The organism is Flavobacterium sp. R1_16 (genome assembly GCF_057652095.1).
This window is the reverse complement of the sequence record NZ_JBYFCG010000005.1, coordinates 221,533-246,156: the sequence shown is the minus strand read 5'-3', so window position 1 is coordinate 246,156 and position 24,624 is coordinate 221,533. Positions and strand designations below refer to the sequence as shown.

General features: G+C 30.3%; 24 protein-coding genes and 1 tRNA gene. All 25 read right to left on the bottom strand.

Annotation, left to right across the window (positions count from 1 at the left end; all coding sequences use genetic code 11):
• Positions 1-10 precede the first annotated feature (10 nt).
• The 25 genes from AC23L6_RS10315 to AC23L6_RS10195 all read right to left on the bottom strand — a co-directional run bounded on the left by AC23L6_RS10315 (position 11) and on the right by AC23L6_RS10195 (position 24,620).
• On the bottom strand, positions 11-1,924 hold the full coding sequence (locus AC23L6_RS10315) for a hypothetical protein (protein ID WP_487562096.1): 1,914 nt from the start codon (positions 1,922-1,924) through the stop codon (positions 11-13).
• Entirely contained in the window at positions 1,924-4,416 is a 2,493-nt protein-coding gene (locus tag AC23L6_RS10310; protein ID WP_487562095.1) for an ATP-binding protein, read from the bottom strand. The genes AC23L6_RS10315 and AC23L6_RS10310 overlap by 1 nt, the downstream gene beginning before the upstream one ends.
• The gene (locus tag AC23L6_RS10305; protein WP_487562094.1) at positions 4,416-5,738 is read right to left on the bottom strand and encodes a hypothetical protein; all 1,323 of its coding nucleotides are present in this window, start codon (positions 5,736-5,738) and stop codon (positions 4,416-4,418) included. The genes AC23L6_RS10310 and AC23L6_RS10305 overlap by 1 nt, the downstream gene beginning before the upstream one ends.
• A gap of 267 nt (positions 5,739-6,005) precedes the next feature.
• Complete coding sequence (locus tag AC23L6_RS10300) at positions 6,006-6,626, bottom strand: hypothetical protein (protein WP_487562093.1); 621 nt, start codon at positions 6,624-6,626, stop codon at positions 6,006-6,008.
• Positions 6,627-6,731: 105 nt separating this feature from the next.
• On the bottom strand, positions 6,732-7,343 hold the full coding sequence (locus AC23L6_RS10295) for an ATPase (protein WP_487562092.1): 612 nt from the start codon (positions 7,341-7,343) through the stop codon (positions 6,732-6,734).
• Between the two features lie 291 nt (positions 7,344-7,634).
• On the bottom strand, positions 7,635-8,483 hold the full coding sequence (locus AC23L6_RS10290; protein ID WP_487562091.1) for a transcriptional regulator: 849 nt from the start codon (positions 8,481-8,483) through the stop codon (positions 7,635-7,637).
• A gap of 64 nt (positions 8,484-8,547) precedes the next feature.
• Complete coding sequence (locus AC23L6_RS10285; RefSeq protein ID WP_487562090.1) at positions 8,548-8,835, bottom strand: helix-turn-helix domain-containing protein; 288 nt, start codon at positions 8,833-8,835, stop codon at positions 8,548-8,550.
• A 113-nt stretch (positions 8,836-8,948) separates the two neighbouring features.
• Positions 8,949-9,797: an RteC domain-containing protein gene (locus AC23L6_RS10280; protein ID WP_169522445.1), complete on the bottom strand. Its 849-nt coding sequence runs from the start codon at positions 9,795-9,797 to the stop codon at positions 8,949-8,951.
• Between the two features lie 12 nt (positions 9,798-9,809).
• Positions 9,810-10,712 carry a hypothetical protein gene (locus AC23L6_RS10275; RefSeq protein ID WP_487562089.1) on the bottom strand — a complete coding sequence of 301 codons (903 nt, stop codon included), beginning with the start codon at positions 10,710-10,712 and terminating at the stop codon, positions 9,810-9,812.
• Positions 10,713-10,816: 104 nt separating this feature from the next.
• The gene (locus tag AC23L6_RS10270; protein WP_227141576.1) at positions 10,817-11,545 is read right to left on the bottom strand and encodes an LOG family protein; all 729 of its coding nucleotides are present in this window, start codon (positions 11,543-11,545) and stop codon (positions 10,817-10,819) included.
• A gap of 28 nt (positions 11,546-11,573) precedes the next feature.
• Positions 11,574-12,695 carry an ABC transporter permease gene (locus AC23L6_RS10265; protein WP_487562088.1) on the bottom strand — a complete coding sequence of 374 codons (1,122 nt, stop codon included), beginning with the start codon at positions 12,693-12,695 and terminating at the stop codon, positions 11,574-11,576.
• A gap of 91 nt (positions 12,696-12,786) precedes the next feature.
• Positions 12,787-13,893 (bottom strand): ABC transporter permease, encoded by a 1,107-nt coding sequence (locus tag AC23L6_RS10260; protein WP_171221817.1) that lies wholly within the window; start codon positions 13,891-13,893, stop codon positions 12,787-12,789.
• A gap of 45 nt (positions 13,894-13,938) precedes the next feature.
• The gene (locus tag AC23L6_RS10255; RefSeq protein ID WP_487562087.1) at positions 13,939-14,673 is read right to left on the bottom strand and encodes an ABC transporter ATP-binding protein; all 735 of its coding nucleotides are present in this window, start codon (positions 14,671-14,673) and stop codon (positions 13,939-13,941) included.
• An 8-nt stretch (positions 14,674-14,681) separates the two neighbouring features.
• Positions 14,682-15,578 carry an ABC transporter ATP-binding protein gene (locus AC23L6_RS10250; protein ID WP_487562086.1) on the bottom strand — a complete coding sequence of 299 codons (897 nt, stop codon included), beginning with the start codon at positions 15,576-15,578 and terminating at the stop codon, positions 14,682-14,684.
• Positions 15,578-15,865 (bottom strand): cupin domain-containing protein, encoded by a 288-nt coding sequence (locus tag AC23L6_RS10245; RefSeq protein WP_264542333.1) that lies wholly within the window; start codon positions 15,863-15,865, stop codon positions 15,578-15,580. The genes AC23L6_RS10250 and AC23L6_RS10245 overlap by 1 nt, the downstream gene beginning before the upstream one ends.
• Complete coding sequence (locus tag AC23L6_RS10240; protein ID WP_487562085.1) at positions 15,862-16,302, bottom strand: hypothetical protein; 441 nt, start codon at positions 16,300-16,302, stop codon at positions 15,862-15,864. Before AC23L6_RS10240 ends, AC23L6_RS10245 begins: the two co-directional genes overlap by 4 nt.
• Positions 16,303-16,315: 13 nt before the next feature.
• The gene (locus tag AC23L6_RS10235; protein ID WP_166237499.1) at positions 16,316-16,717 is read right to left on the bottom strand and encodes a hypothetical protein; all 402 of its coding nucleotides are present in this window, start codon (positions 16,715-16,717) and stop codon (positions 16,316-16,318) included.
• 13 nt (positions 16,718-16,730) lie between these two features.
• Entirely contained in the window at positions 16,731-17,618 is an 888-nt protein-coding gene (locus AC23L6_RS10230) for an HlyD family secretion protein (RefSeq protein WP_166237498.1), read from the bottom strand.
• A 25-nt stretch (positions 17,619-17,643) separates the two neighbouring features.
• On the bottom strand, positions 17,644-18,894 hold the full coding sequence (locus AC23L6_RS10225) for a TolC family protein (protein ID WP_487562084.1): 1,251 nt from the start codon (positions 18,892-18,894) through the stop codon (positions 17,644-17,646).
• 3 nt (positions 18,895-18,897) lie between these two features.
• Positions 18,898-19,509, bottom strand: coding sequence for a TetR/AcrR family transcriptional regulator (locus tag AC23L6_RS10220; protein ID WP_171221812.1), 612 nt, complete (start codon positions 19,507-19,509; stop codon positions 18,898-18,900).
• A 133-nt stretch (positions 19,510-19,642) separates the two neighbouring features.
• The gene (locus AC23L6_RS10215; protein ID WP_166237495.1) at positions 19,643-20,896 is read right to left on the bottom strand and encodes a site-specific integrase; all 1,254 of its coding nucleotides are present in this window, start codon (positions 20,894-20,896) and stop codon (positions 19,643-19,645) included.
• A gap of 272 nt (positions 20,897-21,168) precedes the next feature.
• A tRNA-Val gene (locus AC23L6_RS10210) sits at positions 21,169-21,243 on the bottom strand.
• An 80-nt stretch (positions 21,244-21,323) separates the two neighbouring features.
• A complete protein-coding gene (locus tag AC23L6_RS10205; protein ID WP_487562083.1) occupies positions 21,324-22,544 on the bottom strand; it encodes a bifunctional folylpolyglutamate synthase/dihydrofolate synthase in 1,221 nt (406 codons plus the stop codon).
• A gap of 36 nt (positions 22,545-22,580) precedes the next feature.
• Positions 22,581-23,465 (bottom strand): energy transducer TonB, encoded by an 885-nt coding sequence (locus tag AC23L6_RS10200; RefSeq protein ID WP_487562082.1) that lies wholly within the window; start codon positions 23,463-23,465, stop codon positions 22,581-22,583.
• A 54-nt stretch (positions 23,466-23,519) separates the two neighbouring features.
• The gene (locus tag AC23L6_RS10195; protein ID WP_487562081.1) at positions 23,520-24,620 is read right to left on the bottom strand and encodes an anhydro-N-acetylmuramic acid kinase; all 1,101 of its coding nucleotides are present in this window, start codon (positions 24,618-24,620) and stop codon (positions 23,520-23,522) included.
• Between the last annotated feature and the right edge of the window lie 4 nt (positions 24,621-24,624).

The window sequence follows — 24,624 nt, the reverse complement described above, 5'->3', positions numbered from 1 at the left end:
CTAGCAAAGATTATGAAGTAAAATCATGTTCAAAGGCATTTCTCGACAAGTACAACATAAAGTTCTGTAGCAAATCATCTGAATACGGTGATTTATAATGTCTTTCTCTCTTAATTTCAAAAGAAAATGTACGGGTTCCTTCATCATAATTATTGATATGATTTAAATTAAAACTATCAAAATTTTCAATGGAATAAATACTTTCTTCTAATGCTTTTAAATGATTTTCTAAATCTTTTTTTTCAGATTTAATTGGATTTAATTTTTCAATGATCTTTGTTTTCTCCTTTTTACCAAGCTTACTAAAATCTTTTGTAAGCTCTCTTATGGAGTCGGAAAGCTCTTCAATTTTAGGGTTTATTAGGCTTTTTATATAGATGAATGATTTGATTTTCTCTTCTAAAATAACTAGTTTTTCAAAAATATGGTAATAGCGTTTTTTCCAAGGAAAATGAATAACATCATTATCTAGTTCTGGAATTGTCATATTAATAAAAGACTCTCCTGTTTCATTAAAAACAGTTAAATCAAGATAATCTAGTGAAAGAACTTTAAACTCAGGAAAGTAAGCACAAAGAACCTTTTCAGGAGTATTAGTTGGAGACAAAACTTCCTGTTTTGTATGATTCAATTGCTTTTTTGAAAATTCTCTAAGAGGAATTAAAAAAGCATTGTTATAATTTTTACTTCTTGAACCACATTCGGTATCTTTTGCTCTTATAGCAAGATTACACGGCTGTACTAATAGCACAAAAAGCTTTCCTTTTATATTAAAAATATCTCCATTAGATATTGGTAAGTGAAGTTTATTAACTAGGTCTCCATTTAGGTATAATTCACTATTTCTTAAATCAATTAGTTGCTGATTGGGTATTTTTGAAATGTATCCTGTATCCGCATTGTCTATTAATCTAATTCTTTCTATGGAACTATTGAATTTTTTTCTAGTCTCGGAATCTGATATTTTATTATAGTTTTCTTCTTTGGAAAGAATGCCATATAATCTAAAAAGAGTACTAATCTCCCATACACCTTCTTTTAATGATGACTTTTGAATAATTTGATTGAAAGTTTTTGGCGTTATATCATCGATTCTCTCCCAAGCTTTTTCATTCGAACTTTTTAAAACATCCTTTGATTCTTGCTTTAAAATTTCAACGTGAGGTTGCAACAATAGATTTTTTATGCCTTCAGAAAATCCAGCAATAAGAGGGTCAAAATAGTAACGATATTTTGATACTGTATAAAATTTAGCTTTATTAATCCCGTATTGGGCTGCATATTCTAATCTTATTTCATCTTCTTGTTCTTCTCTGAACTTATGAGAAAAGATTCCACACACTACCTTTTCACTAACATCTTCTTGTTCTAAAAGCAGATGTGCTAACTGAGCACCATTTCTGCCCTCAATTAACTTATTTCCACTTTGAAATTCAAAATCAAATAGACATATCGCTCTTTTTCCTTCTTCTAGACCTTTCAATAATGCATAATCATTCTGCTTCCATTGATCTGGCGTCATTGGAACAACTTTATTTCCAAAATAGCTTATTATCTCTAAAGCAGGTATAACATTAGCACTTTCATCATCATTTTCAAATCTGCAAACTTCATTCAACAAAATTCCTTTTTGTTCTGATTCTTCCCATAGTTTATTTATTAATTCATCTGGACCATCCCAATTGAATTCCACAAAACTACCTCCCTCAATATATTTTTGCTGATCTTTTAAGCTTTTTACTCTGCCAACAAACTCTGCTTTTTGACCTTCAATATCAAATTTATCATCTATATAAATTACATGAGCTATGTTTTCTGTATCTAATAAATGAACTGTGGTTTCTATTGCCTTATTTCGCAAATCTTCGTTTAAAAAAGGAGCTGTTGCCTCTACTTTAATATTAGTTGATACCTTATGTTCCATTAGCTCACAATGATGTTAGAAAGATTAATAGCAAAAATGTATTTTCTCTTATGTTCATTTCGGGTTGGTTCTAGTGCTATAGTACATCCCGATGAATCCAATAATTGTTGAATAATGAATAATCCCAAACCTCTTCCTTCGCCTTTAGGTTTAGTTGTTACAAATGGCTCAAAGAGTTGGTTTTCCACTGCTGGAGCTATTCCGTAACCATTGTCAGAGATATAAATCCATGGCGATTCTATTTTTATACTAATAGAAGGAATAAATTGGGGTTCATTTTTCTTTCGTTCAATAAGCCAATATTCAGAGTTATTTACAATATTGTCAATAATCTGAACTAATTTCCCTCTGTTTACTGTGATTGTAAAATTATCTTCTTGGAGAATATTAAACTCAATATTCTGCTTTTCGAATCTGCTTTTGTAATATTCCTTTTCCTCACTAAAGAACTCTGATAAACTAAAAGTTGACTTTTTTTCTCTATTATATTTTAATGCTGGGTCAAGGTGTTTTAATTGAGTTTTTAAACCATTTACTGTTGTATTTATATACTCTATAAAAACATAGATATCAGAATCATTTAATTTTTTCCCTTGGAGTTTTGTAGCATAAAAAGATGCTTTTTCCGCTAATCTATCCGCTATTGAAGCAAACTCATGACTTACAGATTCAGCAGTTAGTCCTAAACTTGCTAATTCTGAAAAGTTAGTTAACTGTTCTTCTAAAATCTGGATTTTAGGTTCAAGTATATCAATAACTTCATTTAATTTTTCCGTTTTTGCAATAACTGTTTCAAGTTTTTCCAGAGTGCTCTCAATTGCTTTTAACTCTCCAGTCAGTGAATCTATTCTTTGAGCAGTTTCCTTTTCTAAATCTGTTGTAAAAAGAGGATCATTTTTAACCTTTTGGCTTGTTTCAGCAAGAACTCTTATTGAATTATTTACTTGTGATTTAGCTTTTTTAAAATCCACTTTTACATCTTCTGTTTTAGCTTGGGTATCTTTGAGTTCTTTAAAAGCTTGGTTAACTGTTTTTATGCCATTATTTTCAATTTTATATGTACTTATAAAGTCATTGTAATTTCTTCTAATAGACCTTTGATATAAATTGATTTGATCCTTAATGAAATGTACTAATGTGAAAAAATTCCTAGAATAAGGATTTGATATTAAACCAGATCTATCTGTTTTATCTTTCAATTCATAATTCCTTCCTTCATCAATTGAAATATAACCAATTACGTTATCGGGTCTTAAATCATAAAAAGTAGTTTTTGTTTGAGAACTTGATAGACCCAACCAATCTTTATTACTGTTATCATTTTCAGATATTCCATACGGTAAAACTGCAAATCCATTCCTATAAATTTTTATACCAATCTGAGCTTGTGCAAAGTCTTTATAATTTTCAAATTTTCCAAAAATGTCTTTTAGAGAGTCTTCATCTTTTAGTTGCTCCTGTTTATATGAAAATTCATTTATTGTACCATAAAACTCACCAGGGTTTGCCCTTTCTCCATTTGCGATTTCCAATTTAATATCCTTATCTACATCAAACTTCCTTTCAAAATTTATAAAATAGGGGTTTTCAGATTGCTTTAAATCGCTTATTTTATTTAATAAATATTCATATAGTTTTTTCCCGTTATCAATTTCAACAAAATTGTGATAATTCTCTTTAGTCTCTATATCATTCCCTAAAAATTTAACTAATCTAGTTCTACCTGAAATAGTTAGAATGTTGTTTGTGATATTGAATGTAAAATTTGAAATCGCTAAATCGGATAGTCCTTCATTGAACTTATCTAATTCTATTGATTGACCATTTACTTTAAGATAAACCTCAAAAGGTCTATTTTCTTTATATGGAGATATTACTTGTAGAATTTGTCCTTTAAATTTCTCTAAGTTTTTACCTTGCCAAACTTCAGAATTATTAAGGTCAGTTAATAAAAGTGTTGTCCCTTTCCTTTTTTTACTATTAAAAGATTCATATTTTACATTAACATCACTTAATGCTTCTTCTGTTTCAAAATCTTTCCAATTGAAAGCTATATGGGTTCCTTGTTCATTTAACTTATTTGTAAAAATCTCACATATATTAGCAAGCCTTTGCGTACTCAACCTTCCTAGACCTTTCTCTCCTAGAGGGGTTCTTCCTTCAGGCGTTTTTTCTTTAGGTCCATTTTGATTTCTTTTATTGGAATATGAAATCAATAACCAAGACTTCATAATAGTCTTTTCGTCCATTCCAAATCCGTCATCTTCAACAGCTATAAATCCTTTCTGGTCTGGATAAAAAACTTTTTCTTTTAAGTATTCTCCACTTGTATTAATTTCAATTGATACATAAGTTGCATCTGCATCGTAAGAGTTTTTAATTAACTCTAAAAGTGCAGTAACTTCATCTGGGACTAGTTGTTCACCTAATTGTTTGACTATATGAGGTGTTATATCAAAATGATACTTATTTTCTTGTTTATTATCTCCCATTAAAAAGGTTTGTTGAATATTAAAATCTTTTCTTTATTCATAGTATCAGAAAAATTATTTCTACCAGGCATTCTCTTGCTAAGAATGTCTCTTGTTAAATCTGTAACAAGGAATAAACCTTTACTTTCTAATAATTCTTTTAGAATCTTATCGTTTTTTACTTCTTTATTATTTACGTTTCTGTTACCAATAGTCCAAACATGGTAGGAATTGATATCCATTTTTTCAAGTACATTATCTATTGTAATATCTAAATCATTGATAAAATTTAATACTTTTCTAGCCTTATTTCTTTCGTCAGTAGTAAGAAAATTAAAATACTCTTTTAATGTTTTAGATTTTGGAAATAATTTGTCTTCTAACTCTTTTGAAGAAACTAAATTTTTACCACCTAAACTGTTAGAGTCAATTTCATTTATTACCTTTAAATAATCTAAAGTTATTGTTTCATCAATTTCATTTACAGGAATCCATTGTAGTGGTAAATATGAAAACTGTCCATAGGTTACAGTTGTATGATTATCCCCATATGGTGGTGATGTAAGAAGCAATTGGAATTTTTCTTCTGTTAAAACTTTTTGCATTGAGTTACCCCATTTTACTTCAGAAGTTTTGATATATTTACCATTCTCTAGAAGATTTTCTTTTTCAAGTGAATTTCTGAAATCTTCAATATCAGCAATACTTTTTTTAGATAAATTCAGAAAAGTTATTATTGGAAAAATTTTTCTGTTTTGAATATCTTCAATTGTTCTAATATGCATTTTGAAAGTGGAAGTCCTATCATTACTACAGTTTCTGATTACTTCAGCTAAAGCTACCCAATAAAACTTTCTAATGTATAAATCTTGTTCAGATAATATTGCTCTTCTCAATTTTGATAGTTCTTGTTGAACCTCGAGCTTGAACCACTTTGTTATATTCTTGAAATTAACATCAACAGCATTGCTATCATCATTTTCTACAAATAGTTTTATTCTAGTAAGTGCATCATTTAGTTCTTGGATATTGTAATCAGCTGTTTTAACTTGACTTATCAATATCGATAAAGGATTTATATCTTGTCCATATACATTGAATCCATATTTCATTCCTGCAACAAGACTATTTGCAGCACCCATGAAAGGATCAATTAAAGAACGATTTTCAGGTGGTAAAAAAGTCAGGATGGCTTTTATAATAGATTCTTGAACAGATGGAACCATCATAGCAGGATAATTGAGTATCTTTCTAACGAACTCTCTTTTATCGTGGTTCTCACCGTTAAGCATCTCTTTATCAATAGCTGCTAAAGTATCTTCTATAGTGTTTTGATTAATCATTTAAATTAATTTGAATTGATGCAAATTATTGCCAAAAATAGTTAACATTTCTCTTATTTCATACAAAAAAACCATTTAATATACAAGTATTATTGAAAAAGTATTAATTAAAATTATTTGTTTTAGTGTTTCTATTTGTCCCAAATTTGGTAAATAATTGGGACAAATAATACATAATTTCATTTGCGATTTACTACAGATTGTGTAATGTTTTGTGAACAAAATATTAGTTAAGTTTTGGCAGTAAATGAGATTTATTGCCGAAACTTAATTATCTATTTCAATGTCGATATAGGATTTTAGATTATACAATTCGATTTGGTTTTCATTGTCTCCTTCCCATTGTCCAATCTCAATAAATGAAATATCATTGGCAAATGCTTTTTCACCAATTAGATGTTCGATATGAATGTAAACCGCTTCGCGAAGTCTTGGGTTGTCTTTGTGGACTATGTAGTTTTTGAGTAGCACTTTTATTCCTAAATCGGTTGGTTTGTTTGGGTTTTCTAATGGGATGAAATACATTTCGCTTATTCGTAAAGTGATGCCGTAATATTCTAGTGGTTTGTCGGTGCCGTTTTCGTATTTGGTTAGGTTGGTTTCTGGTTGAAGGAATGCTGTTATTTTCCAACGTTCAACAACTGGTGCATGATGGACTAGTAATTCTACTTCTTTGAAAAGGTAAGGGTTTCCGTTTGCGGTGATGATTAATTCTGCACCGTTTGTTTTGTTCTTGATGATGAGGTCTAGGTCTTTGTTGTATTGATGAAGTATCTCGATTAGTTTTTCGAAATGGATTTTTAGTTCGTCTTTTGAGATTTCGTTTAGGAGTAGGAAAACGAAGTTGTTTTGTTGGAAGTAGTTCCAGAAGTTTAATATTGTGTTCATTTGTTTCAGGTTTCAGGTTTCAAGTTGTTGGAACGCGGATTTATACGAATTTTATTTTTTTAACCGCAAAGGGCACAAAGAAGGCACAAAGTTCGCGAAGCTTTATTATCTCTTGTCAGGTGTTGATTTATCATAGGCAATTAGATTTACCATCTCACGTAATCTGGAGCGAACTCTGTTGCCGTAATGGGTTTCTATTTCTGTGGCTGATAGGTTTGTGGTTATGTGGGTTAGGAGTTTTTTTGAAATGAATAGATCATATCGGCTTAATAGAATTTCTGCCATTACATTGCATTCGTTGCCGAAGTATTTTAGGTTGTTTTCTGTTCCTAAATCGTCAAAGCAATAGGTTCTTGGTTCTGATTGGTAGAGTTTACCTATGCTGTATTTGTGAATTATTTGGTAACCGTCCTGGATGAATTCGAAGCTTATGTCTCTACAGGGTTTTACGAAAAATTTATGTTCTGTTGCTGTTAGGTATTTCATTAAGTTCATCAATGATGTTTTTCCGCAGCCGATTGGTCCGGTTAATAAGATGCCTTTTTCTAAATCGATATTGAATTGATAACAAGCTTGTTCATCCTTCAAAAAGTATGCAATTAGTTTGTATATTATTTCATGGTCTGTTTCTAAGATTTTGAATTTCTTACCATACAACTCAATTCCTTTTTTTTCTAACCAAGCAATGATTTCTAAATAACTTAATGTCGTATTCATAACTTATAATTTTAATACCTGACTGCCACTGGCAGTCCTCCTCTTACTATCAAATCTTTTGCTTCGAGCCAACTGATTACTTCGGTGTAGCTGTAATGTGATTTTATATTTTCATTCATTGGGTTACTTTTTGTTCGCTAAAGCGAAGGTTTTGGAACACGGATGACACAGATTAAACGGATTTACACGGATTTTTCTTTAACCGCAAAGGTCACAAAGGTTGACGCAATCCCGAAAGTTTTCGGGACGCAAAGGATGAGATGCTGAAACAAGTTCAGCATGACAAAAGAACTATAATGGTTCTGCATAGTTTTTATCGGTTGTGGTGTTGAGTTGTTTTGCTCTGTTGGGCTGTTCTGCATTTGAAATAAATTTTGGTGCGTTAATCATCCAATTTTGTGCTGCTGCTTGCCAATCGACCATTGGTGTTTTACCTCCGACTAACCAACCGACACTTTTGAAGTAATTGTAGAATTTTTGAGCTTCTTGTTCCGGAAAGTTATTTTCTTGGAAATAGGTTTTAACTTCTTCGATTAATGGATGTAACTTTTCTTCTTTTTTCGCGGAACTTTTTTCTTCTTTTAGAGTTCCCTCGACTGCGCTCGGGATGACAATTTTATCTGAATAATTATTTATTTCTTCAAAATTTTTTGTGAGCTTTTCCAAGTTTGAAACGTTTTTATCGTTTAAAATGTTTGTATTGTTTATATAGTTTATAGAAGGTACTACTGCTTGTTCAGTACCTGTTTCACTACTAGTACAAGACTTGTTCAAAGCTTGTTCAGAAACAAGTTCAATAAGTGGTTCATTTTTTGGTTTTCTTTCGGATTTTGGTAGCGGTTTTAAATCTTCTGAAAAGTTGAATAAAATGACATGACTGCCTTTAAATGGATTGTAGGATGGTTCGTAATTAATGTAACCCAAACTATGCAAGTTCTTCAGACATTTATGATAGGTTGCCTTGGAACTAATCTTGCTTATACGCATCACCTCATCGCGATTTATACTGATGGGGTTTTTGAAACGATTGCAGTTCCAAAATTGGAATAGGGCTATGTATAGACTAACGTGTGTAGGGTTCAACGTTTTATCAATGGCTACTTTTTCAAAGAAACCTGTTAGGTGTTTTATGTAGTTCATTTACTAGTGATTAGTAATTAGTGAAAAGTGATTAGAAAAGATTGCTTCGTTCCTCGCAATGACTTTACTTGAATAGAGAAGGTAAAGCGTTTACTTTATTTCCATTTAATAACTTATCAATATCTGAATTGTCATAATACATTATGCCGCCTATTTTGGTATAGGTTAGTGTTCCATTGATACGGAGATTTTGTAAAGTACCTGGTGAGATGTTTAACAGTTTGCGGACTTCATTGGATTTGAGCCACTGTTTTGTTTGTTGTGGTTTGGATAGAATGATTTCTTTTAAATCGTTCAAAAGAAGACTTCTGAATTCGTTTAAGTCTTCGCGAGTAATTACTTCGATTGCCATAACGTATATTTTAGATTGTTATGGTACAAAATTGTAGTATTTGAATAGTTTTATTTCACAAGTCAATCACAAGTTGTGATAGATTTTTATGTAAAGTATTGTATTTATTAGTATTAATGCAAGTCGTCTGTGTTTTCCATTCGTTTTACTAATTTTTCTTTTAGTGTATTGAGGAACTTTGTTTGGTCGGATTTTCGCATTCTAATTTCAAGGAAAGCTCTATGATACTGACCTAAATCGATATTGAACACATTTTCGAAATATTCTGCAATATCTTTCAAATCTGATGCACCATTATTGAACACACCTTCGGTATGCAAAGCATATAAAAGTTCTATTAACGCGACCTTAGAACCTGTCCAATTTTGCTTGACCTTGGAATTGACTTGTGACTTTTCTTTTGGATCTCTATTTTCCATAATTAATAACTTGTCTTCAAGATAAACTTGGATTAAATCATGCGCCAAAATTTTTGCCACTTTAAAATCATGAGATGTTGAAAATGTGTGGTCTGCTTCGAAATAAAAACTATCTAATGCCATCTTAATATCAAATTTTCCTCTCGTGAAATATTTGATATCTAAGTAATTACTTCCTGTGCGATAATATCTGTAAAAATCTAAATTGTTATCGAAGTAACGTTTTAACTTATCTAATTCATTGTTTAGATATTTTTTTAAAATACGTTCGCCACCATGTGGTTTTTTGGTTTCAATTTTGAAAATTACATTGTAATATATTAGTTTTGAAGTAAACTTTGGTTTTATATTTTTGAAAAAATCTATTTCTTGTTCTTGATTTTTAAATTTTTCTTTGAGAAACAAAATTTTAAGTTTTTGAATTGAAACTATAATAATTTCAATTGCTTTTTCGCATCGATTAATTGTATCATCAAATTCTATATCTATAAAATTCAGCTGTTCATTTAAGTCTGAAAGTAATGTGTTTATTTTTAAATTCAATTCTAAAATATTTTAAAAACGTAAAGCCTCTGTCATAATACCAAAACGGATTGTATTGACTTGGTGTTGAAAATAAATATTATAATAATCCATACCATGATAGAATTGAACATAGAATCCAATATCTTCTAAAAATTTTGGATGATAATAAACAATTAAACTTGTATTAAGTCGGTCTATATTAAAAGTATCCCAATTATTCATATTATCAAGCATCAAAGTAGTTTCAGCTTTTACAGAAAAGTTTGCTCTTTGCTCTTTGTTTTTTATTAGATTACTTTTCATAGGAAGCTTGTAGGCTAAAAAGGTATTGTGCCATCGAAGTCCACTATATTGACCTTGAAGTTCTTCTAACATCCATTTTTTTGGATGAATTTCAATAGAGCTTTTAATAAATTTGAAGGCATTGAGTTGGTTACTGTAAGATGATTTTAAAAATCCAATTTCTATATAATTTGTTGCAAAATTTCCGGATTGTAAATTGACATCTCCATTTTCGGTATAGAAATTTCCGTTTTGACCATTCGAATGATGTGCAATTTTACCAAAAAGTGTTAATTTATTGGCTGATTCTTTATGTCCTGTTAGAAAATAAAATGCTATTTGAGGAATATAACTGGGTGTTTTTACAGGATATGAATATTCATCAAACATTCTTATAATGATTTGAGAGGTAAGTACTGCCATTAATCTTGAATCTTTACGTTCTCGAATTTTAAAATTAGGACTAACATTTGCTTCAAATAGTAAGGGTTCTAAATTACCAATATCAAAGGGAAATGTAACATAACTTTCTCCTTGGTTAACTTGTGCTATTTTATCTAAAGATAGAATTGCTGTTGTATCTACTTTAGTTTGAGCTGAAGTTATGGTCGTTATTACAATAATAAAAACTAATACTATATTCTTTTTCATATTTTATTGCTAATTCGTCTATATTTTCAGATATTTTACAAGAAAGAAAATAATATTTTTCTACATTTTAGTATTAATTAAAAAAGACATAGACAAGAATTGTTTTAATTTTCTAAAAACCACCATTTTGGTTTATATTGTTTATTTACTAACCCAAATTTTTTGATTGCATGCGTTTCAAGATGTGTAATTAAATCAGGAATAGAATCAGTTACAAAAAGGAGCTTCATATCTTCTGGACTGATGCTTTCATTTTCAAGCATAATTTTAATATGATGACAAAGTTCTTTATGATAATCTGAATCAAAAATAATTATCGGAAAGTTTTTAATTACTTTAGTTTGTATCAATGTAAGTGCTTCAAATAATTCATCTAAAGTACCAACTCCACCTGGCATCACTACAAAGGCATACGAATATTTTATCAAAACAACTTTACGAACAAAAAAATAAGGAATATCTATCCATTTATGTAAATATGGATTTGGTTTTTGTTCTCTTGGCAATACAATATTGCAACCAACAGAATAACCATCATTTTCAAATGCTCCTTTATTTGCGGCTTCCATTATTCCTGGTCCGCCACCTGTCATTATTGTAAAACCTAATTTAGAAATTTCTGCACCAATTTTTTCAGCATTTTTATAATGTTCTGATTCTGGTGTAAACCGAGCCGAACCAAAAATAGTTACACATGGACCAAGGAAATGTAATTTTCTAAATGCTCTTATAAAATTAATTTGAACCCTAAATGTGAACATTAGCTCTTTAAATCTCGATAGCGGACCTCGAAAGAATAAAGATTCATTCGTAACTAATTTATTACCATTCATTTTTAATACCTTTTAAAAACTTAAACTTCTAATTTGATTTTTTATAACTCCAAACCGCCATGCCGTTTACAAATACTGCAAATCCGGTAACAATTAATAGGTTTGGCAATACTTCAAAAAATCCGGATCCTTTTAGTAGAACCATTCTTATGAACTCTACAAAGTATCGAATAGGATTTAACAATGTTAAGTTCTGTGCCCATTTTGGCATACTTTCGATAGGTGTAAATAAACCACTCATTAATATGAAAATCACCATAAAAAACCACGCAATAAACATTGCTTGTTGTTGGGTTTCGGTATGATTAGATATGTATAGTCCGAATCCTAAAATTAATAGCAAATACACTGATGTGAAACCATAAACAAGGAAAATATTACCTAACATAGGGACATTAAAAACAACTTTGGATATTACTAAACCAACAGTCAAAATCACTAAGCCAAGCACCCAAAATGGAAATAATTTTCCAACTATAAACTGATATTTTTTTATTGGTGTTACATTAATTTGCTCCAATGTACCTAACTCTTTTTCTCTAACTATATTCATTGATGACAGAAATAAAGTAAGCATGGTAACCAATAAAACCAATATACCTGGAACCATAAAGGTTTTGTAGTTCAAGGTTTTGTTGTACCAAAAAGACGGTATAACCATAATATTTTGAGGTATTTCTTTGTTTCCTGAAAAATAGTTGGACTGCATTTGAATATTTTGATTGTATGTATTTATGATTTGTGTTACATATACATTTTCAACACCTGCTGTTGCAGCATCTATAGCATTAATACTTACTGAAATAGTTGTTTTTTGGTCTTTTTGAAGGTCACGATCGAAGTGAATTGGAATATTTACAATAATGTCGGTTTTTCCTTTTTGCATTTCTTGGATAGCTTCTTTTTCAGAAAAATAGGGTTCTGTAACTTTAAAATAGGTTGAGGATTTAAACGAATTTATTAAATCTCTTGATTCCCGACTTTGGTCATTGTCAACAAAAGTTATTGCGATGTTTTTAACATCGAATGTGGCTGCATTTGACAAAATTAATAATTGTAAAATGGGCAAAATAAATATCAGTTGGAGCATACTTTTATCTCTAAAAATTTGCTTGAATTCTTTTTGTATGATGAATAATATTGTTTTCATTGTTTGATTTTTAGCCCTGATTGCAGTAGAAATCCTTTTCTTTTTAAAATAGAAAAGATTGGAGCGGAAAGCAGGAAATAGCTCCTAAAAATTATTCTAATCTAATTTTATATTTTTTGATACTTAATGTTATAAAAAACACGGTCATTCCAATTAATATAAGGGTTTCTTTCCATATATATTGAATTCCGACTCCCTTGAGCATAATGGCTTTTACAATAATAATGAACCATTTTGCAGGTATGATGTTACTGATTATTTGCATGGGTAAAGGCATACTATTTATAGGAAATATAAATCCTGATAGAATAATTACTGGTAGCATCAAACCCATTAATGATAACATCATTGCGGTTTGTTGAGAATTAGAAACGGTAGAAATTAATATCCCCAATGAAAGAGCAGAAATGATAAATAATATACTTTCAAAAGCTAACAAAAAGATGCTTCCATTTATAGGCATTTTGAACACAAAATAGCCTAATGTTAATATTACTATTGCATTGATAATTGAAAGAAAAATATAAGGAAATACTTTTCCAATAATTACTTGAAATGGTTTTAATGGAGAAACTAAAAGAATTTCCATAGTGCCTAATTCTTTTTCTCGTGTGATAGAAATAGAGGTCATCATAGCTGAAACAAGCATTAGAATAACAGTCATTACACCTGGAACAAAATTAAAAACACTTTTGAGTTCAGGATTATAAAACATTCTCGATTGTACTTCAACCTTTACCGGATTACTATTGGATTGTTTTTTTTGCGATTGATAATTTTGTATAATTGCTGAGGTATAATTTGCAATTGTGTTGGCAACATTAGGTTCGGTCGCATCGGTAATTGCTTGAACTACTGCTACTTTTTTGGTTTCGAGATTTTTACTAAAATTTGGTTCGAAAATAAGAACTGCCTTGATTTTTCCTTTTTTAAATTCTGATTCTATGTCGCTTTCTTTTTCAATTTGGTTTTCAACATTAAAATAGGGTGATGCTTTTATTTTATAGATAATTTTTTGTGTTTCTATATCATTTGATTGGTCTAAAATGGCAATGTCAACATTGTTAATTTCATTTGTTATGGCAAAACCAAACAATAAAATTTGGGCAATCGGCATACCAAACAGAATAAACAAAGAACGTTTATCTCTGAAAATATGGTAGAATTCTTTTTTTACAAATCCGATAAATCTTTTCATTTGTTTTTTGTTTCTAGTTTAAGTTTCAAGTGTTGTAGTGATTTATTATTCTATATTCCTTGCTAATTTTAAAAAAACATCATTCATAGAATCTACTTTGAATTGTTGTTTTAAATTTTTTGGGGTGTCTAAAGCTTCAATAGAGCCGTCAACCATAATAGAAACACGGTCACAATATTCTGCTTCATCCATGTAATGTGTGGTTACAAAAATGGTAGTACCTTTATAAGCTTGTGTATAAATCATTTCCCAAAATTGTCTTCGGGTTATTGGGTCAACGCCTCCTGTTGGCTCATCGAGAAAAACAATTTTTGGCTCGTGCAGTAATGCAACTGAAAACGACAATTTTTGTTTCCAACCCAATGGTAACGATCCCACTAAATTATTGACCACATCTTGAAGCTTTAATTCTTCGACTAATTGGACTATTTTTTGTTTGATTTGTATTCTTGATAATCCATAAATTCCACCAAAAAAAGTAATGTTTTCTTTAATAGTTAAATCATCATACATTGAGAATTTTTGGCTCATATAACCAATACTTTTTTTTACCATATCGGCTTGTGAGTGAACATCAAAACCTGCAACATTGGCTTCACCTGAAGTAGGATTTGAAATTCCAATCAACATTTTCATAGCTGTTGTTTTCCCTGCTCCATTGGCTCCTAAAAAACCAAAAATTTCTCCTTTATAAACATCAAATGAAATGCCTTTTACAGCAGTAAAATGACCAAACTCTTTTGTTAAATTTTTTACAGATATTATTTTTTCTCTTTCCATTTTTTTGTTTATAAGTCCATGAAAACATCTTCAATGGTTATTGTAGCAGGTTTAATAATTATATCCGTATGATTTTTATTTTTCAAATAGGTTTGTAAATCGTTTGGATTGAAAGTTGCATTTTTATCTATGTAATGTACAAACTCACCAAAAGCATAAACACTGTATTGATTTGGATAATTTTTTAAATCGTGAATCAATCCGTGTGTGTTTTTTGCTTGTACATCATAAATTACTTTTTCGTAGTTGTTAATGATATTTTCAGGTGTTTCTATTTTTAAAATTTTGCCTTTTTGAATTAATGCAATTCTATCGCAAAGAGAAGCTTCATCCATATAGGGTGTTGAAACTAATATTGTAATGCCTTTTTGTTGTAATCTTTTTAGCATTATCCAAAATTCTTTTCGAGAAACGGGATCAACTCCTGTAGTTGGTTCGTCAAGAAATAATACTTTTGGAGCATGAATTAACGCACAACATAATGCTAATTTTTGTTTCATTCCGCCCGAAAGAGCACCTGCTCTTCTGTCTTTGAATGGTTCAATTTGAATGTATATGTCTTTAATTAAATCATAATTTTCCTCAATTGTGGTTCCGAAAATAGTGGCAAAAAAATGTAGATTTTCTTCAACAGTTAAATCTTGATATAGCGAGAATTTTCCTGGCATATAGCCAACAGAGTTTCTGATTTCTTTGAGTTGTTTGACTACGTCAAAACCTGCTACTTCAGCACTTCCTTCATTGGCAACTAAAAGCGTAGTAAGTATTCTGAAAATAGTTGTTTTTCCTGCGCCATCAGGTCCAATTAAACCAAATAATTCTCCGTCATTTACATTAAAAGTAATGTTTTCGACTGCTTTTAACTTTTTGTAAGATTTTGATATGTTGTTTACTGCAATACTCATTATTTCATCAATAAGAAATTACTTTCATCGATTGCTTTTACAGCGTGTTTTACATTTTCTTCAATCATTACATAATTGCCTGAATTGAGATTAACGACTGTTCCTTTATCATCAGTAAAAACAGCATTTCCTGAAATGCAAACTAACAATGCAGGTATTTTTGAAACGTGCTCTTTAAGTGTTTCACCTTTTGCTATTTGCAATGAAATTACTTTAGCGTCTTTTGGTTCAAATAATAATTGTGTTTGAACTGGTTTATTTTCGGTATGTAAGTTTTTTAAAATCATTTGAAATATTGATTAAATGTTAGGAACGAATTTTGAATTTCTGTAAACTGATTTGCTGATTTTTCTTTAGAAAACGAATCGACTAACTCTATATATGGAACTAACCATTTGTGAAGTTCGTCATGAGCTTGTCCTTTCATGGTACAATTTGATGTTAGTAAATCAATATTTGTCTTTAATTTATCGGCTAACAATGAATAATTTGTGCTTTTTTCTTGGTCAAAATGTATTATGTCTTTTTCCATATTACGAATGTGTAGCATCATATTATCATCTACCTTCCATTTTTCACCATTGTTTAATTGAATTGTTTCGCTTTCAGAATGTTGGTGTTCTTCAGTTTTAATTTTAGTAGCTTTTTCTTCTTTCGATTTCGTATTACAAGAGAAAAGAAGTAAACTAAATGTAGCTAAAAGGGCAATTTTTATTTTTAACATGTTCTATAATTTTTTAATTAATATTAATTTGGTTTTTCTTATTGATAGTGAAATAAGCAAATGCAACAAAGATTATGGTTACAACAATTCTAAAAATCATTGCACCAATTGTTTTGGTTTCATGCACTCCGTCTGTGTAGATATAAATAATAAAGCAAATAAATGCATTTATAAGAATTAGTGCCGAAATTCCTAAAATAGTTGATGTCCAATTTTTGTTTTTAACAAAGCCATAACTTGCTACTAAATAGATTATGCTACTGATGAAATTTGCCCAAACTATGAACAAAACATAATTTCCTTCTTTGGCTCTAATTCCAAATAAGTCAAAAATTACTGAAGCACTCAAAAACAAGGTAAGTAAACCAAATGCAGCTAACAGAAATGCGATTAGATAATGAAGCTTTTTTTTCATAATTATTAATTATTTAATCTCCATCTTTAATCCACATTTCTGCTGGCATTCCGATTTTTAGACTACCGTCATTTTTTACTTTTACCTTTACGGCATAAACAAGATTTACTCGTTCTTCTTTTGTTTGAATAATTTTAGGAGTAAACTCTGCTGAAGATGCAATCCATGAAATGGTTCCTTGATATGATTTCATATCTTTTTCAGCATCAATTTTTACCGATACATTTTGTCCAACTTTTATTTTTGACAACTGTGTTTCGCTTACATAGATTCGCAAAGTCATTTCAGAAATATCAGCTATCTTGTATAGTGGTTTTCCAAATGCTGTTATTTCGCCTGGTTCTGCATACTTAGTCAAAACAGTTCCATTAATAGGATTAATAATTTTACTTTTTGCTATTTGGTCATTGATTTTAGCAATTTGTACATCTATCGATTTTAAGTCATTTAAAATAGGTGCGTTTTGAGTTCCGACACTTTTTATTTGCTCTTCGATAACTTTTACCTTTCCTTCAATTTCATCTACTTGTCGTTTAGTTGCAGCATTTTCAGCATACATATTACGGATTCGGTTTTTCTCTAATTTAGCTGTTTTTAATTGTTCATTTAAGACGCTTTTTTGTGATATTATATTTGCGGATTTTGACGACACGGTGCTTTTAGAGGCAATTAATTGTTGTTTCGCAAAATGTAATTGTAATGTATCAACTAATCCTACTTGTAATTGAGATTTTAATTCATCTCCTTCTTCGACTTTTAAAAACTCTATTTTACCGTTAGCTTCTGAAGAAATAGTTATTTCAGTTGCTTCAAAATTCCCATAACCGTCAGCTTTGTCGTTATTTTTGTTACAAGAAATTAACCCTATCGTTGCTAAAATTATTATGCTTATTTTTTTCATTTTTTTAAATTTTTCGGGTACTATTTTATTTTCCTTTAATTATTTCGTAATTTGATTTAGCTGCTGCTAATTGAACTTCATGCATCTTTAAAGTGTTTTTTGCTTCAAATAAATTGGTTAATTCTATAAGATATTCAGACGATGTTATCACACCATTTTTTAATTGAGCATCTGAGGATTTAATAACTTTTTCACGTATTTGAATTATTTCGGTATCAGAAAGCAACAGTTGTTCTAATTTTTTAATTTCAAAATCTTGCTCTTCTAATTGTATTTTGTTATTTAATTCAAATGTTTCTTTCTCAGATGTCACTATTTCTTTAGATATATCCAATGCTTTTTTATCTGTTTTGGTTTTGCCCCAATCAAAAATATTCCAATTCGCTTTTAGGCCGACAACATAAAATGTTTGAAAAGAATTGTCTAACATGTTTAATCCGGGATTACCATAACCCGCTTGACCAAAAGCATTTATTTTTGGAAGATTTGATTTAGATAGTACACTTTTCGAGAACTCTAATTGCTGATTTTGTAAATCATAAAAAGCAATTTCAGGTCTTGTTGTATTAGTGCTATTTGGATATGATACTGGTTGTATTAAAGTTGTTTCGGTATCAATATCTGAAAAAGTTAATTCTGAAAGGTTATTTAATAATTTGATGTTTTCAAATTTAATTTCGGTTAACTGCTGGTTTATTTTAATAATTTCTGCTTCTAAAACCTGTTCTGATGATGGAAGAATTGCTCCAAATTTGACTCCTGATTTCACTTCCTTAACTTTGGAAGTTAATAACTCTTTTTTTGAAGATAGTAGTGCCTTTTTTTCTTGAAGTAACAAAACAGAAAAGAAATATTGATTAATTCGAGTTTTTATTTGATATAAGCTAACTTCAATTAGTTGCTGTTGTGTTTTGGTTTGTGCTTCTTTTAATTTAGTATTTGCATCAATTATTCCACCATTGTATACTAATTGATTTACATCTAAAGTTGCTCTATATTGATCTTTATTTAAAGATTGAACTCCAGGTAGTGAAGTAGGTAATCCTATTACTTCAGATTGATAAGTTGCTTGTGCATTTACATCGATTTTTGGTAATTTTCCTTTGCTTAATGCTTCAATTTCATAACTTGATTTTTGTTGTATTAATCCTGTTTGTTTTGATAAAGGATAATTTTTTGTAGCTAATGAGTAACAATCTTCCAAGGTTAAAGTCTGTTGTGCATTAGCATATATTGATATAGACAATACTATCAGTATGATTAACTTAGTTTTCATAATTTATATTTTTATTGAATTAATGATAAACTCAGCCACTTCCGTTTTTCTATTTTCTAGTATTTTATTATAGCTTTCTTTATCCATATTAACAAGTGCCATTAATAGCGGTTCTCCGATAAAAGGAAAAATATTTAAAGAGATAATATTGATAAATAGCTGTTCGGCTTCGATTGGTTTGATAATTCCTTGATTTATAGCATCACTTACTTGAAGTTTAAATTTTTCAATGGAAGGAAAATTTTTTTCAGAGCGAAGTTTTTGAACAAATTCTGGGTTTTTATTTAATTCTTGTATTACAAAATTTGGCAAATAGGGATGTTTGATTACAAACGAAACATAATTTTCAGTGAACTTTCGTATTTTTTCAAATAAGTCACTATCATCATTTAACACTTTATTTAATTGTGGTGCTAAAAGTGAAAAAGCACTTTTGAAAACAGCTTCAAATAATAATTGTTTACTTCTATAATAATAATGCAATAATGCTTTATTAATTTTTGCTTTATCTGCTATTTCTTGCATTCTTGCACCTGCCATTCCTTTTTGCTGAAAGATTTCTTTTGCTGCTATTAATATTTCAGTTTCAGTATTTTCAGTTTTAATTTTATCCATGTTGTTTAATTATATAGTTTAACTATTTGGTTAACAAATTTACTAAAATAAAATTACTAAAATAGTATTTATGCTTTTTTTAACAAATAATAAAGTCTTAATAGCTTTAAATAGCCTTGATTACTAGAAATTTTTAGCTTGTGACTGAAGATTTTTTCAATATATTATTGTCTAAAATTGAAAATTTATCTTTTAAAATCTTCATATCCTCACTAACCTTTCTATCCAAAACTTTTGCGTAATGTTGGGTTGTGTGTAGGTTTTTATGGCCAAGCATTTTACTAACTGTTTCAATAGGAACACCATTAGTCAAAGTTACAGATGTTGCAAATGTGTGTCTAGCCATGTGGAACGTTATTTCTTTTGGAATGTCACATAAATCGCCAATTTCTTTTAAATAAGCATTCATTTTTTGGTTAGTTAAGATTGGCAAAATAGTATCTTCATTTAAGCATTTAGGGTGATTACTGTATTTTTCAATAATTTCTTGGGCAATAGGTAAAACTGGTATTTTTGATTTTGTATCTGTTTTTTGACGGTTTTTGAAAATCCATTTCTCTCCATCAATGCCTATACCAATATGATCCTTTTTCAATCCTTTTACATCAATGTAGGCTAAACCAGTGTAGCAAGAAAAAATGAAAATATCTCTAACTAGTTGTAGTCTTTGTGATGAAATTTTCTTGTTGTAGATTTTCAACAATTCCTCTTCAGTCAAAAAGTCTCTTTCAACTTCTTTCATTTTACCTTCATATCGAGTAGTAGGGTCTTTATCTAACCAATCATTGTCCAGGCATATCTTAATGATTTTTCTAAAATTTCTAACATATTTGACAGCTGTATTGTTGTTGCATTTTTTTACACTTCTTAAATAAAATTCAAACTCGGTTACAAAGGCATAGTCGATTTTATTGATGCTTATATCATTGATGTTATATTTCCAAATGATAAACTCCTGCAAGTGTTTTAATGAGATTTTAAATCGTTCTAAAGTTCCATAGGCATAACCATTTCCAATTAGGTCTTTAATTTTATCATTATGACTTTGATAGATTGGAATGATCATTCGCTCACGTTCTTGTGCTCCAGTTAGTTTTGATTTAAAATTTTCAATTGTCAAATCTTCATTTTTGTGTATTAATTCCATCTGAATGTCAAAAATTTTAGATTTCATTAAATCAAGATAGTTATTTATTGTTCTGGCTTCTTCTGAATTACCTTTCATTTTTGATTGTTCTGCGGACCATTTTGATTTATCAATAAATTTCTTGGTGCTGAATTCAAAACGTTCTCCGTTTACAGTTAGCCTGAAATAAATTGGCAATTGACCGTTTTTGTTAGCTTTTGAAGTTTTTGCATAAATATGCACAGTAATTTTTGCTTTCATGGTGGTGACCTTTTAATTAGTATTCAATTTAATTTTTAAATATTTAGTAAACAAGATGTACACCTTTTGAACCAGTATTAAACTGGTTGTTAGTACGGTGTTTACAGTGCTTTAGAGAATTTAGCGAGACCCAAAATTGTAGAAATTTTTAGGGTCTCGATTTTGTCCCTTTAGCATTAAGATTGAATGAATAATTTGGTATATGTCCAAAAGCAAAAAGCCGATAAATCATAAGATTTATCGGCTTTTGAAACCATTTGTTTTTAAGTGTGTGGGCGATGAGGGATTCGAACCCCCGACCCTCTGGGTGTAAACCAGATGCTCTGAACCAACTGAGCTAATCGCCCGAGTACAAAAAGAATTTTTTCTGATTGCGTGTGCAAATATAAGGCAGTTTTTTTGATATGCAAGTAAAAATCAATAAAAATTAAAAAATTTCTGCGACGACAAATGTACTGCCGCCAACATAAATAAAATCAGTTGGCAATGCTTTGTGTAAAGCCTCATTATAAGCTTCTGAAACAGAATTGAATACTTGTCCTTTTAGTTTATGTATCAATGCTTTTTGTTGCAATAAAACAGCATCAAGTCCTCGAGGAATATTTGGTTTACAAAAGTAATAGCTTGCTTTTTTTGGGAATAAAGGTAAGATTTCGTCTAAATCTTTGTCATTTACAACACCTAAAACGATATGTAAAGAATTATATTTTTCGTTTTGAATCTGTTTTAACGTTATCGTGAGACCATGTTTGTTGTGTGCGGTATCGCAAATTACTTTTGGGAAGTCGTTTATTTGTTGCCATCTGCCGTAAAGACCAGTATTTTTCACCACATGAAGTAGACCTTGTTTTATATTTTCTTCAGAAACTTTGAATATCTTTTGAGAGTTTATAAGCTGTATCGTCTGCAAAACAGTTTTTTTGTTTTGTTCTTGATAATCTCCTTTCAAATCGGATGGATAACTACTTGTGATGGTTTCACTCGCAAAATAGATTTCTGAATTGTTTTTTTTGGCAATTTCTGAAAACACCAATTTAGTTTCATCAGTATATTCTCCAATTACAACGGGAATAGCTGGTTTGATGATTCCTGCTTTTTCTCCTGCAATGGCAGTTAATGTATTGCCTAAAAATTGAGTATGATCCATTCCAATATTAGTAATTACAGAAATTAGTGGAGTAATGATATTAGTAGAATCCAGTCGACCACCCATGCCAACCTCAATAATGGCAATATCTACTTGTTCTGTTTTAAAATAGTCAAAAGCCAATCCAACGGTCATTTCAAAAAAACTCAGTTCGTTACTTTCGAAAAATTTTTTATGCTTTTGGATGAATTCACAGACAAAACTTTCGGAGATTTCTTGACCATTAATTTTTATTCGTTCTCTAAAATCTTTTAAATGTGGTGAAGTGTATAGCCCCACCTTGTAACCTGCTTCCTGAAGAATGGAAGCCAACATGTGTGAAGTAGATCCTTTTCCGTTGGTTCCTGCAACATGAATGCAACGTATGTCTTTTTCGGGATTTTTAAGATAGTTTGCTAATAGAATAGTATTGGTTAGATCCTTTTTGTAAGCAATAGCACCTTGTAGCTGGTATACTGGCAGTTGGTTGAACATCCAATTTACCGTTTCTTGATAAGTCATTCTATTTCTATGAGTAAAATGAATGCAAAGTTTAGACTAGTCGGTTAATTTGAAATTATAAATAATTTTTCCAACTTGTTTCTCAGGCGCAGAAGCATCAGATTGCCATTTGGTATTTAATGCAGCAATTTTTGCTTGATCTAACAAACATTTTGCAGCATTGGTAGTACCTCTAATACCAGGATTAGCACTAATAACTGTCCCAGATTGATCAACAGATATTTGCACCACAACAATTCCTTGCTCATCACATACATAATTAGGTTGAGGTTTACTTAGTGCTTTTCTATTACCTAATTGATAATTTCCATTTCCGTTTCCAGTACCACTTCCTGAGCCAGAACCATAACCGCTACCAGTGCCTATACCTTGTCCAGATCCATTTCCGCCGCCACTACCTGTTCCGCTACCACCACCTCCATTATAGCCGCTAGCATTTTTATCACCATTGCTTTTTCCTTTGTTTCCAGCCTCTTTATCGTCACCATCGCCAGATGAGTTAGATCCATTTAATAAATTGGATAGTGCGTCAGAAGTTGATTTTGAAGGTTTTGGAGTTACCTTGATAACGGGTTTCTCAATTTCAACTTTTTTTGGTTTTTCAGAAGGTTTTTTAACTTCAGCGATGGCTGGAGCATCATCATTATCGCTAACTATGATTTCTTTCTCTGCAGATGGAGTAGGTTGTGTCTGTTTTGGAGCCGAAAGTACTTTTTCTACCGATTGAAAATTGTCACCCGAACCCACATCGCTATCGCCAAAATTTACTGCAACTGCACCGCCACCGCCACCGCCTTCAAGAAGAGGAAGTTCGGTTTGATTGGAAAATTTTAAAAAGACGAAAAGTAAAAATAACAGCACAAATAATGCTGTTGTTAGTACTAATGATTTCTTTTTATTTTCGATTTCAGCAAACTCCATGTTTATTTCGATTTTAACTTTATTTATAACGAATATAACAAAAATAAATTGTTTTTAAATTAAACTTGTTTCCAAAGGATTTTTTTCGATAGGTTTATAAATGAAACCAGAACTATGATCTTTTTGTGAGCCGGTAACACTACTAAAAACGTTTATTTCATTGCGTAATTTTAAAACTCCAAGTAATGCAAAAATCAAGGCTTCTTTAAATTCCAAAACCTTAGAGGTTGGGATAATGATTTCTACACTAGGCAGATAATTTTGAATTCGCTCGATTAAAAAATCATTATAAGCGCCTCCGCCAGTAATTAGTAATTTCCCCGTTCTATTGGATAAAACCATAGAAATTTGAATTGCAATATGTTCAGTAAATGTTCGAAGTTTATCTTCAATAGAAATGGAGTAGGTTTCAATAATGGGTAATATAATTTCCTTTACAAATTCAAAACCTAACGATTTCGGGAAGCCTTTTTTATAAAAATCAATAGTATTTAAATCTCGTAATAAATTCTCATTGATATTTCCTGAACGTGAAATAGCACCTTTGTCGTCATAATCCAGATCCAGTTGATTTGCATAAAAGTTTAAGACGGTATTTACAGGTGAAATATCAAAAGCAATTCTCTGGTTGTTATAATCGAATGATATATTTGAAAAACCACCCAAATTTAGACAATAATCAAATTCGGCAAATAAAATCTTATCGCCTATTGGCACTAAAGGAGCACCTTGACCACCTAATAAAACATCTTGAATTCTAAAATCACAAACAACGGTTTGCTTACAAATTGAGGCAATCATAGGAAGATTTCCAATTTGTAATGTTACTTTCTTTTGTGGTTGATGTAAAATGGTGTGACCGTGAGAACAAACAGCATCTAAATTTGAAATGCTATGCTTTTGTATAAAATTTGAAATAATAGTTCCCAAAAGAACAGTGTAATCTTGATTCAATAAAGTTAACTCTTCGCTAGTCGAATCGATGGCATTTTTCAATCTATTGACCCAGTTGCTATCGTAACCAATTGTTTCGCATTCTAAAATTTCAAAAGACCATTTGGTATTCAAAATTTTAAAGTGGATATGTGCTAGGTCAACACCATCTAGAGATGTTCCTGACATCACTCCAATTACGTTGTAGTATACTTTTGGCATTGGT

Excerpts from the sequence above, each read along its gene's own strand:
- AC23L6_RS10315 (WP_487562096.1), bottom strand. The coding sequence starts at position 1,924 with ATGGAACATAAGGTATCAACTAATATTAAAGTAGAGGCAACAGCTCCT.
- AC23L6_RS10310 (WP_487562095.1), bottom strand. The coding sequence starts at position 4,416 with ATGGGAGATAATAAACAAGAAAATAAGTATCATTTTGATATAACACCT.
- AC23L6_RS10305 (WP_487562094.1), bottom strand. The coding sequence starts at position 5,738 with ATGATTAATCAAAACACTATAGAAGATACTTTAGCAGCTATTGATAAA.
- AC23L6_RS10300 (WP_487562093.1), bottom strand. The coding sequence starts at position 6,626 with ATGAACACAATATTAAACTTCTGGAACTACTTCCAACAAAACAACTTC.
- AC23L6_RS10295 (WP_487562092.1), bottom strand. The coding sequence starts at position 7,343 with ATGAATACGACATTAAGTTATTTAGAAATCATTGCTTGGTTAGAAAAA.
- AC23L6_RS10290 (WP_487562091.1), bottom strand. The coding sequence starts at position 8,483 with ATGAACTACATAAAACACCTAACAGGTTTCTTTGAAAAAGTAGCCATT.
- AC23L6_RS10285 (WP_487562090.1), bottom strand. The coding sequence starts at position 8,835 with ATGGCAATCGAAGTAATTACTCGCGAAGACTTAAACGAATTCAGAAGT.
- AC23L6_RS10275 (WP_487562089.1), bottom strand. The coding sequence starts at position 10,712 with ATGAAAAAGAATATAGTATTAGTTTTTATTATTGTAATAACGACCATA.
- AC23L6_RS10270 (WP_227141576.1), bottom strand. The coding sequence starts at position 11,545 with ATGAATGGTAATAAATTAGTTACGAATGAATCTTTATTCTTTCGAGGT.
- AC23L6_RS10265 (WP_487562088.1), bottom strand. The coding sequence starts at position 12,695 with ATGAAAACAATATTATTCATCATACAAAAAGAATTCAAGCAAATTTTT.
- AC23L6_RS10260 (WP_171221817.1), bottom strand. The coding sequence starts at position 13,893 with ATGAAAAGATTTATCGGATTTGTAAAAAAAGAATTCTACCATATTTTC.
- AC23L6_RS10255 (WP_487562087.1), bottom strand. The coding sequence starts at position 14,673 with ATGGAAAGAGAAAAAATAATATCTGTAAAAAATTTAACAAAAGAGTTT.
- AC23L6_RS10250 (WP_487562086.1), bottom strand. The coding sequence starts at position 15,578 with ATGAGTATTGCAGTAAACAACATATCAAAATCTTACAAAAAGTTAAAA.
- AC23L6_RS10245 (WP_264542333.1), bottom strand. The coding sequence starts at position 15,865 with ATGATTTTAAAAAACTTACATACCGAAAATAAACCAGTTCAAACACAA.
- AC23L6_RS10240 (WP_487562085.1), bottom strand. The coding sequence starts at position 16,302 with ATGTTAAAAATAAAAATTGCCCTTTTAGCTACATTTAGTTTACTTCTT.
- AC23L6_RS10235 (WP_166237499.1), bottom strand. The coding sequence starts at position 16,717 with ATGAAAAAAAAGCTTCATTATCTAATCGCATTTCTGTTAGCTGCATTT.
- AC23L6_RS10230 (WP_166237498.1), bottom strand. The coding sequence starts at position 17,618 with ATGAAAAAAATAAGCATAATAATTTTAGCAACGATAGGGTTAATTTCT.
- AC23L6_RS10225 (WP_487562084.1), bottom strand. The coding sequence starts at position 18,894 with ATGAAAACTAAGTTAATCATACTGATAGTATTGTCTATATCAATATAT.
- AC23L6_RS10220 (WP_171221812.1), bottom strand. The coding sequence starts at position 19,509 with ATGGATAAAATTAAAACTGAAAATACTGAAACTGAAATATTAATAGCA.
- AC23L6_RS10215 (WP_166237495.1), bottom strand. The coding sequence starts at position 20,896 with ATGAAAGCAAAAATTACTGTGCATATTTATGCAAAAACTTCAAAAGCT.
- AC23L6_RS10205 (WP_487562083.1), bottom strand. The coding sequence starts at position 22,544 with ATGACTTATCAAGAAACGGTAAATTGGATGTTCAACCAACTGCCAGTA.
- AC23L6_RS10200 (WP_487562082.1), bottom strand. The coding sequence starts at position 23,465 with ATGGAGTTTGCTGAAATCGAAAATAAAAAGAAATCATTAGTACTAACA.
- AC23L6_RS10195 (WP_487562081.1), bottom strand. The coding sequence starts at position 24,620 with ATGCCAAAAGTATACTACAACGTAATTGGAGTGATGTCAGGAACATCT.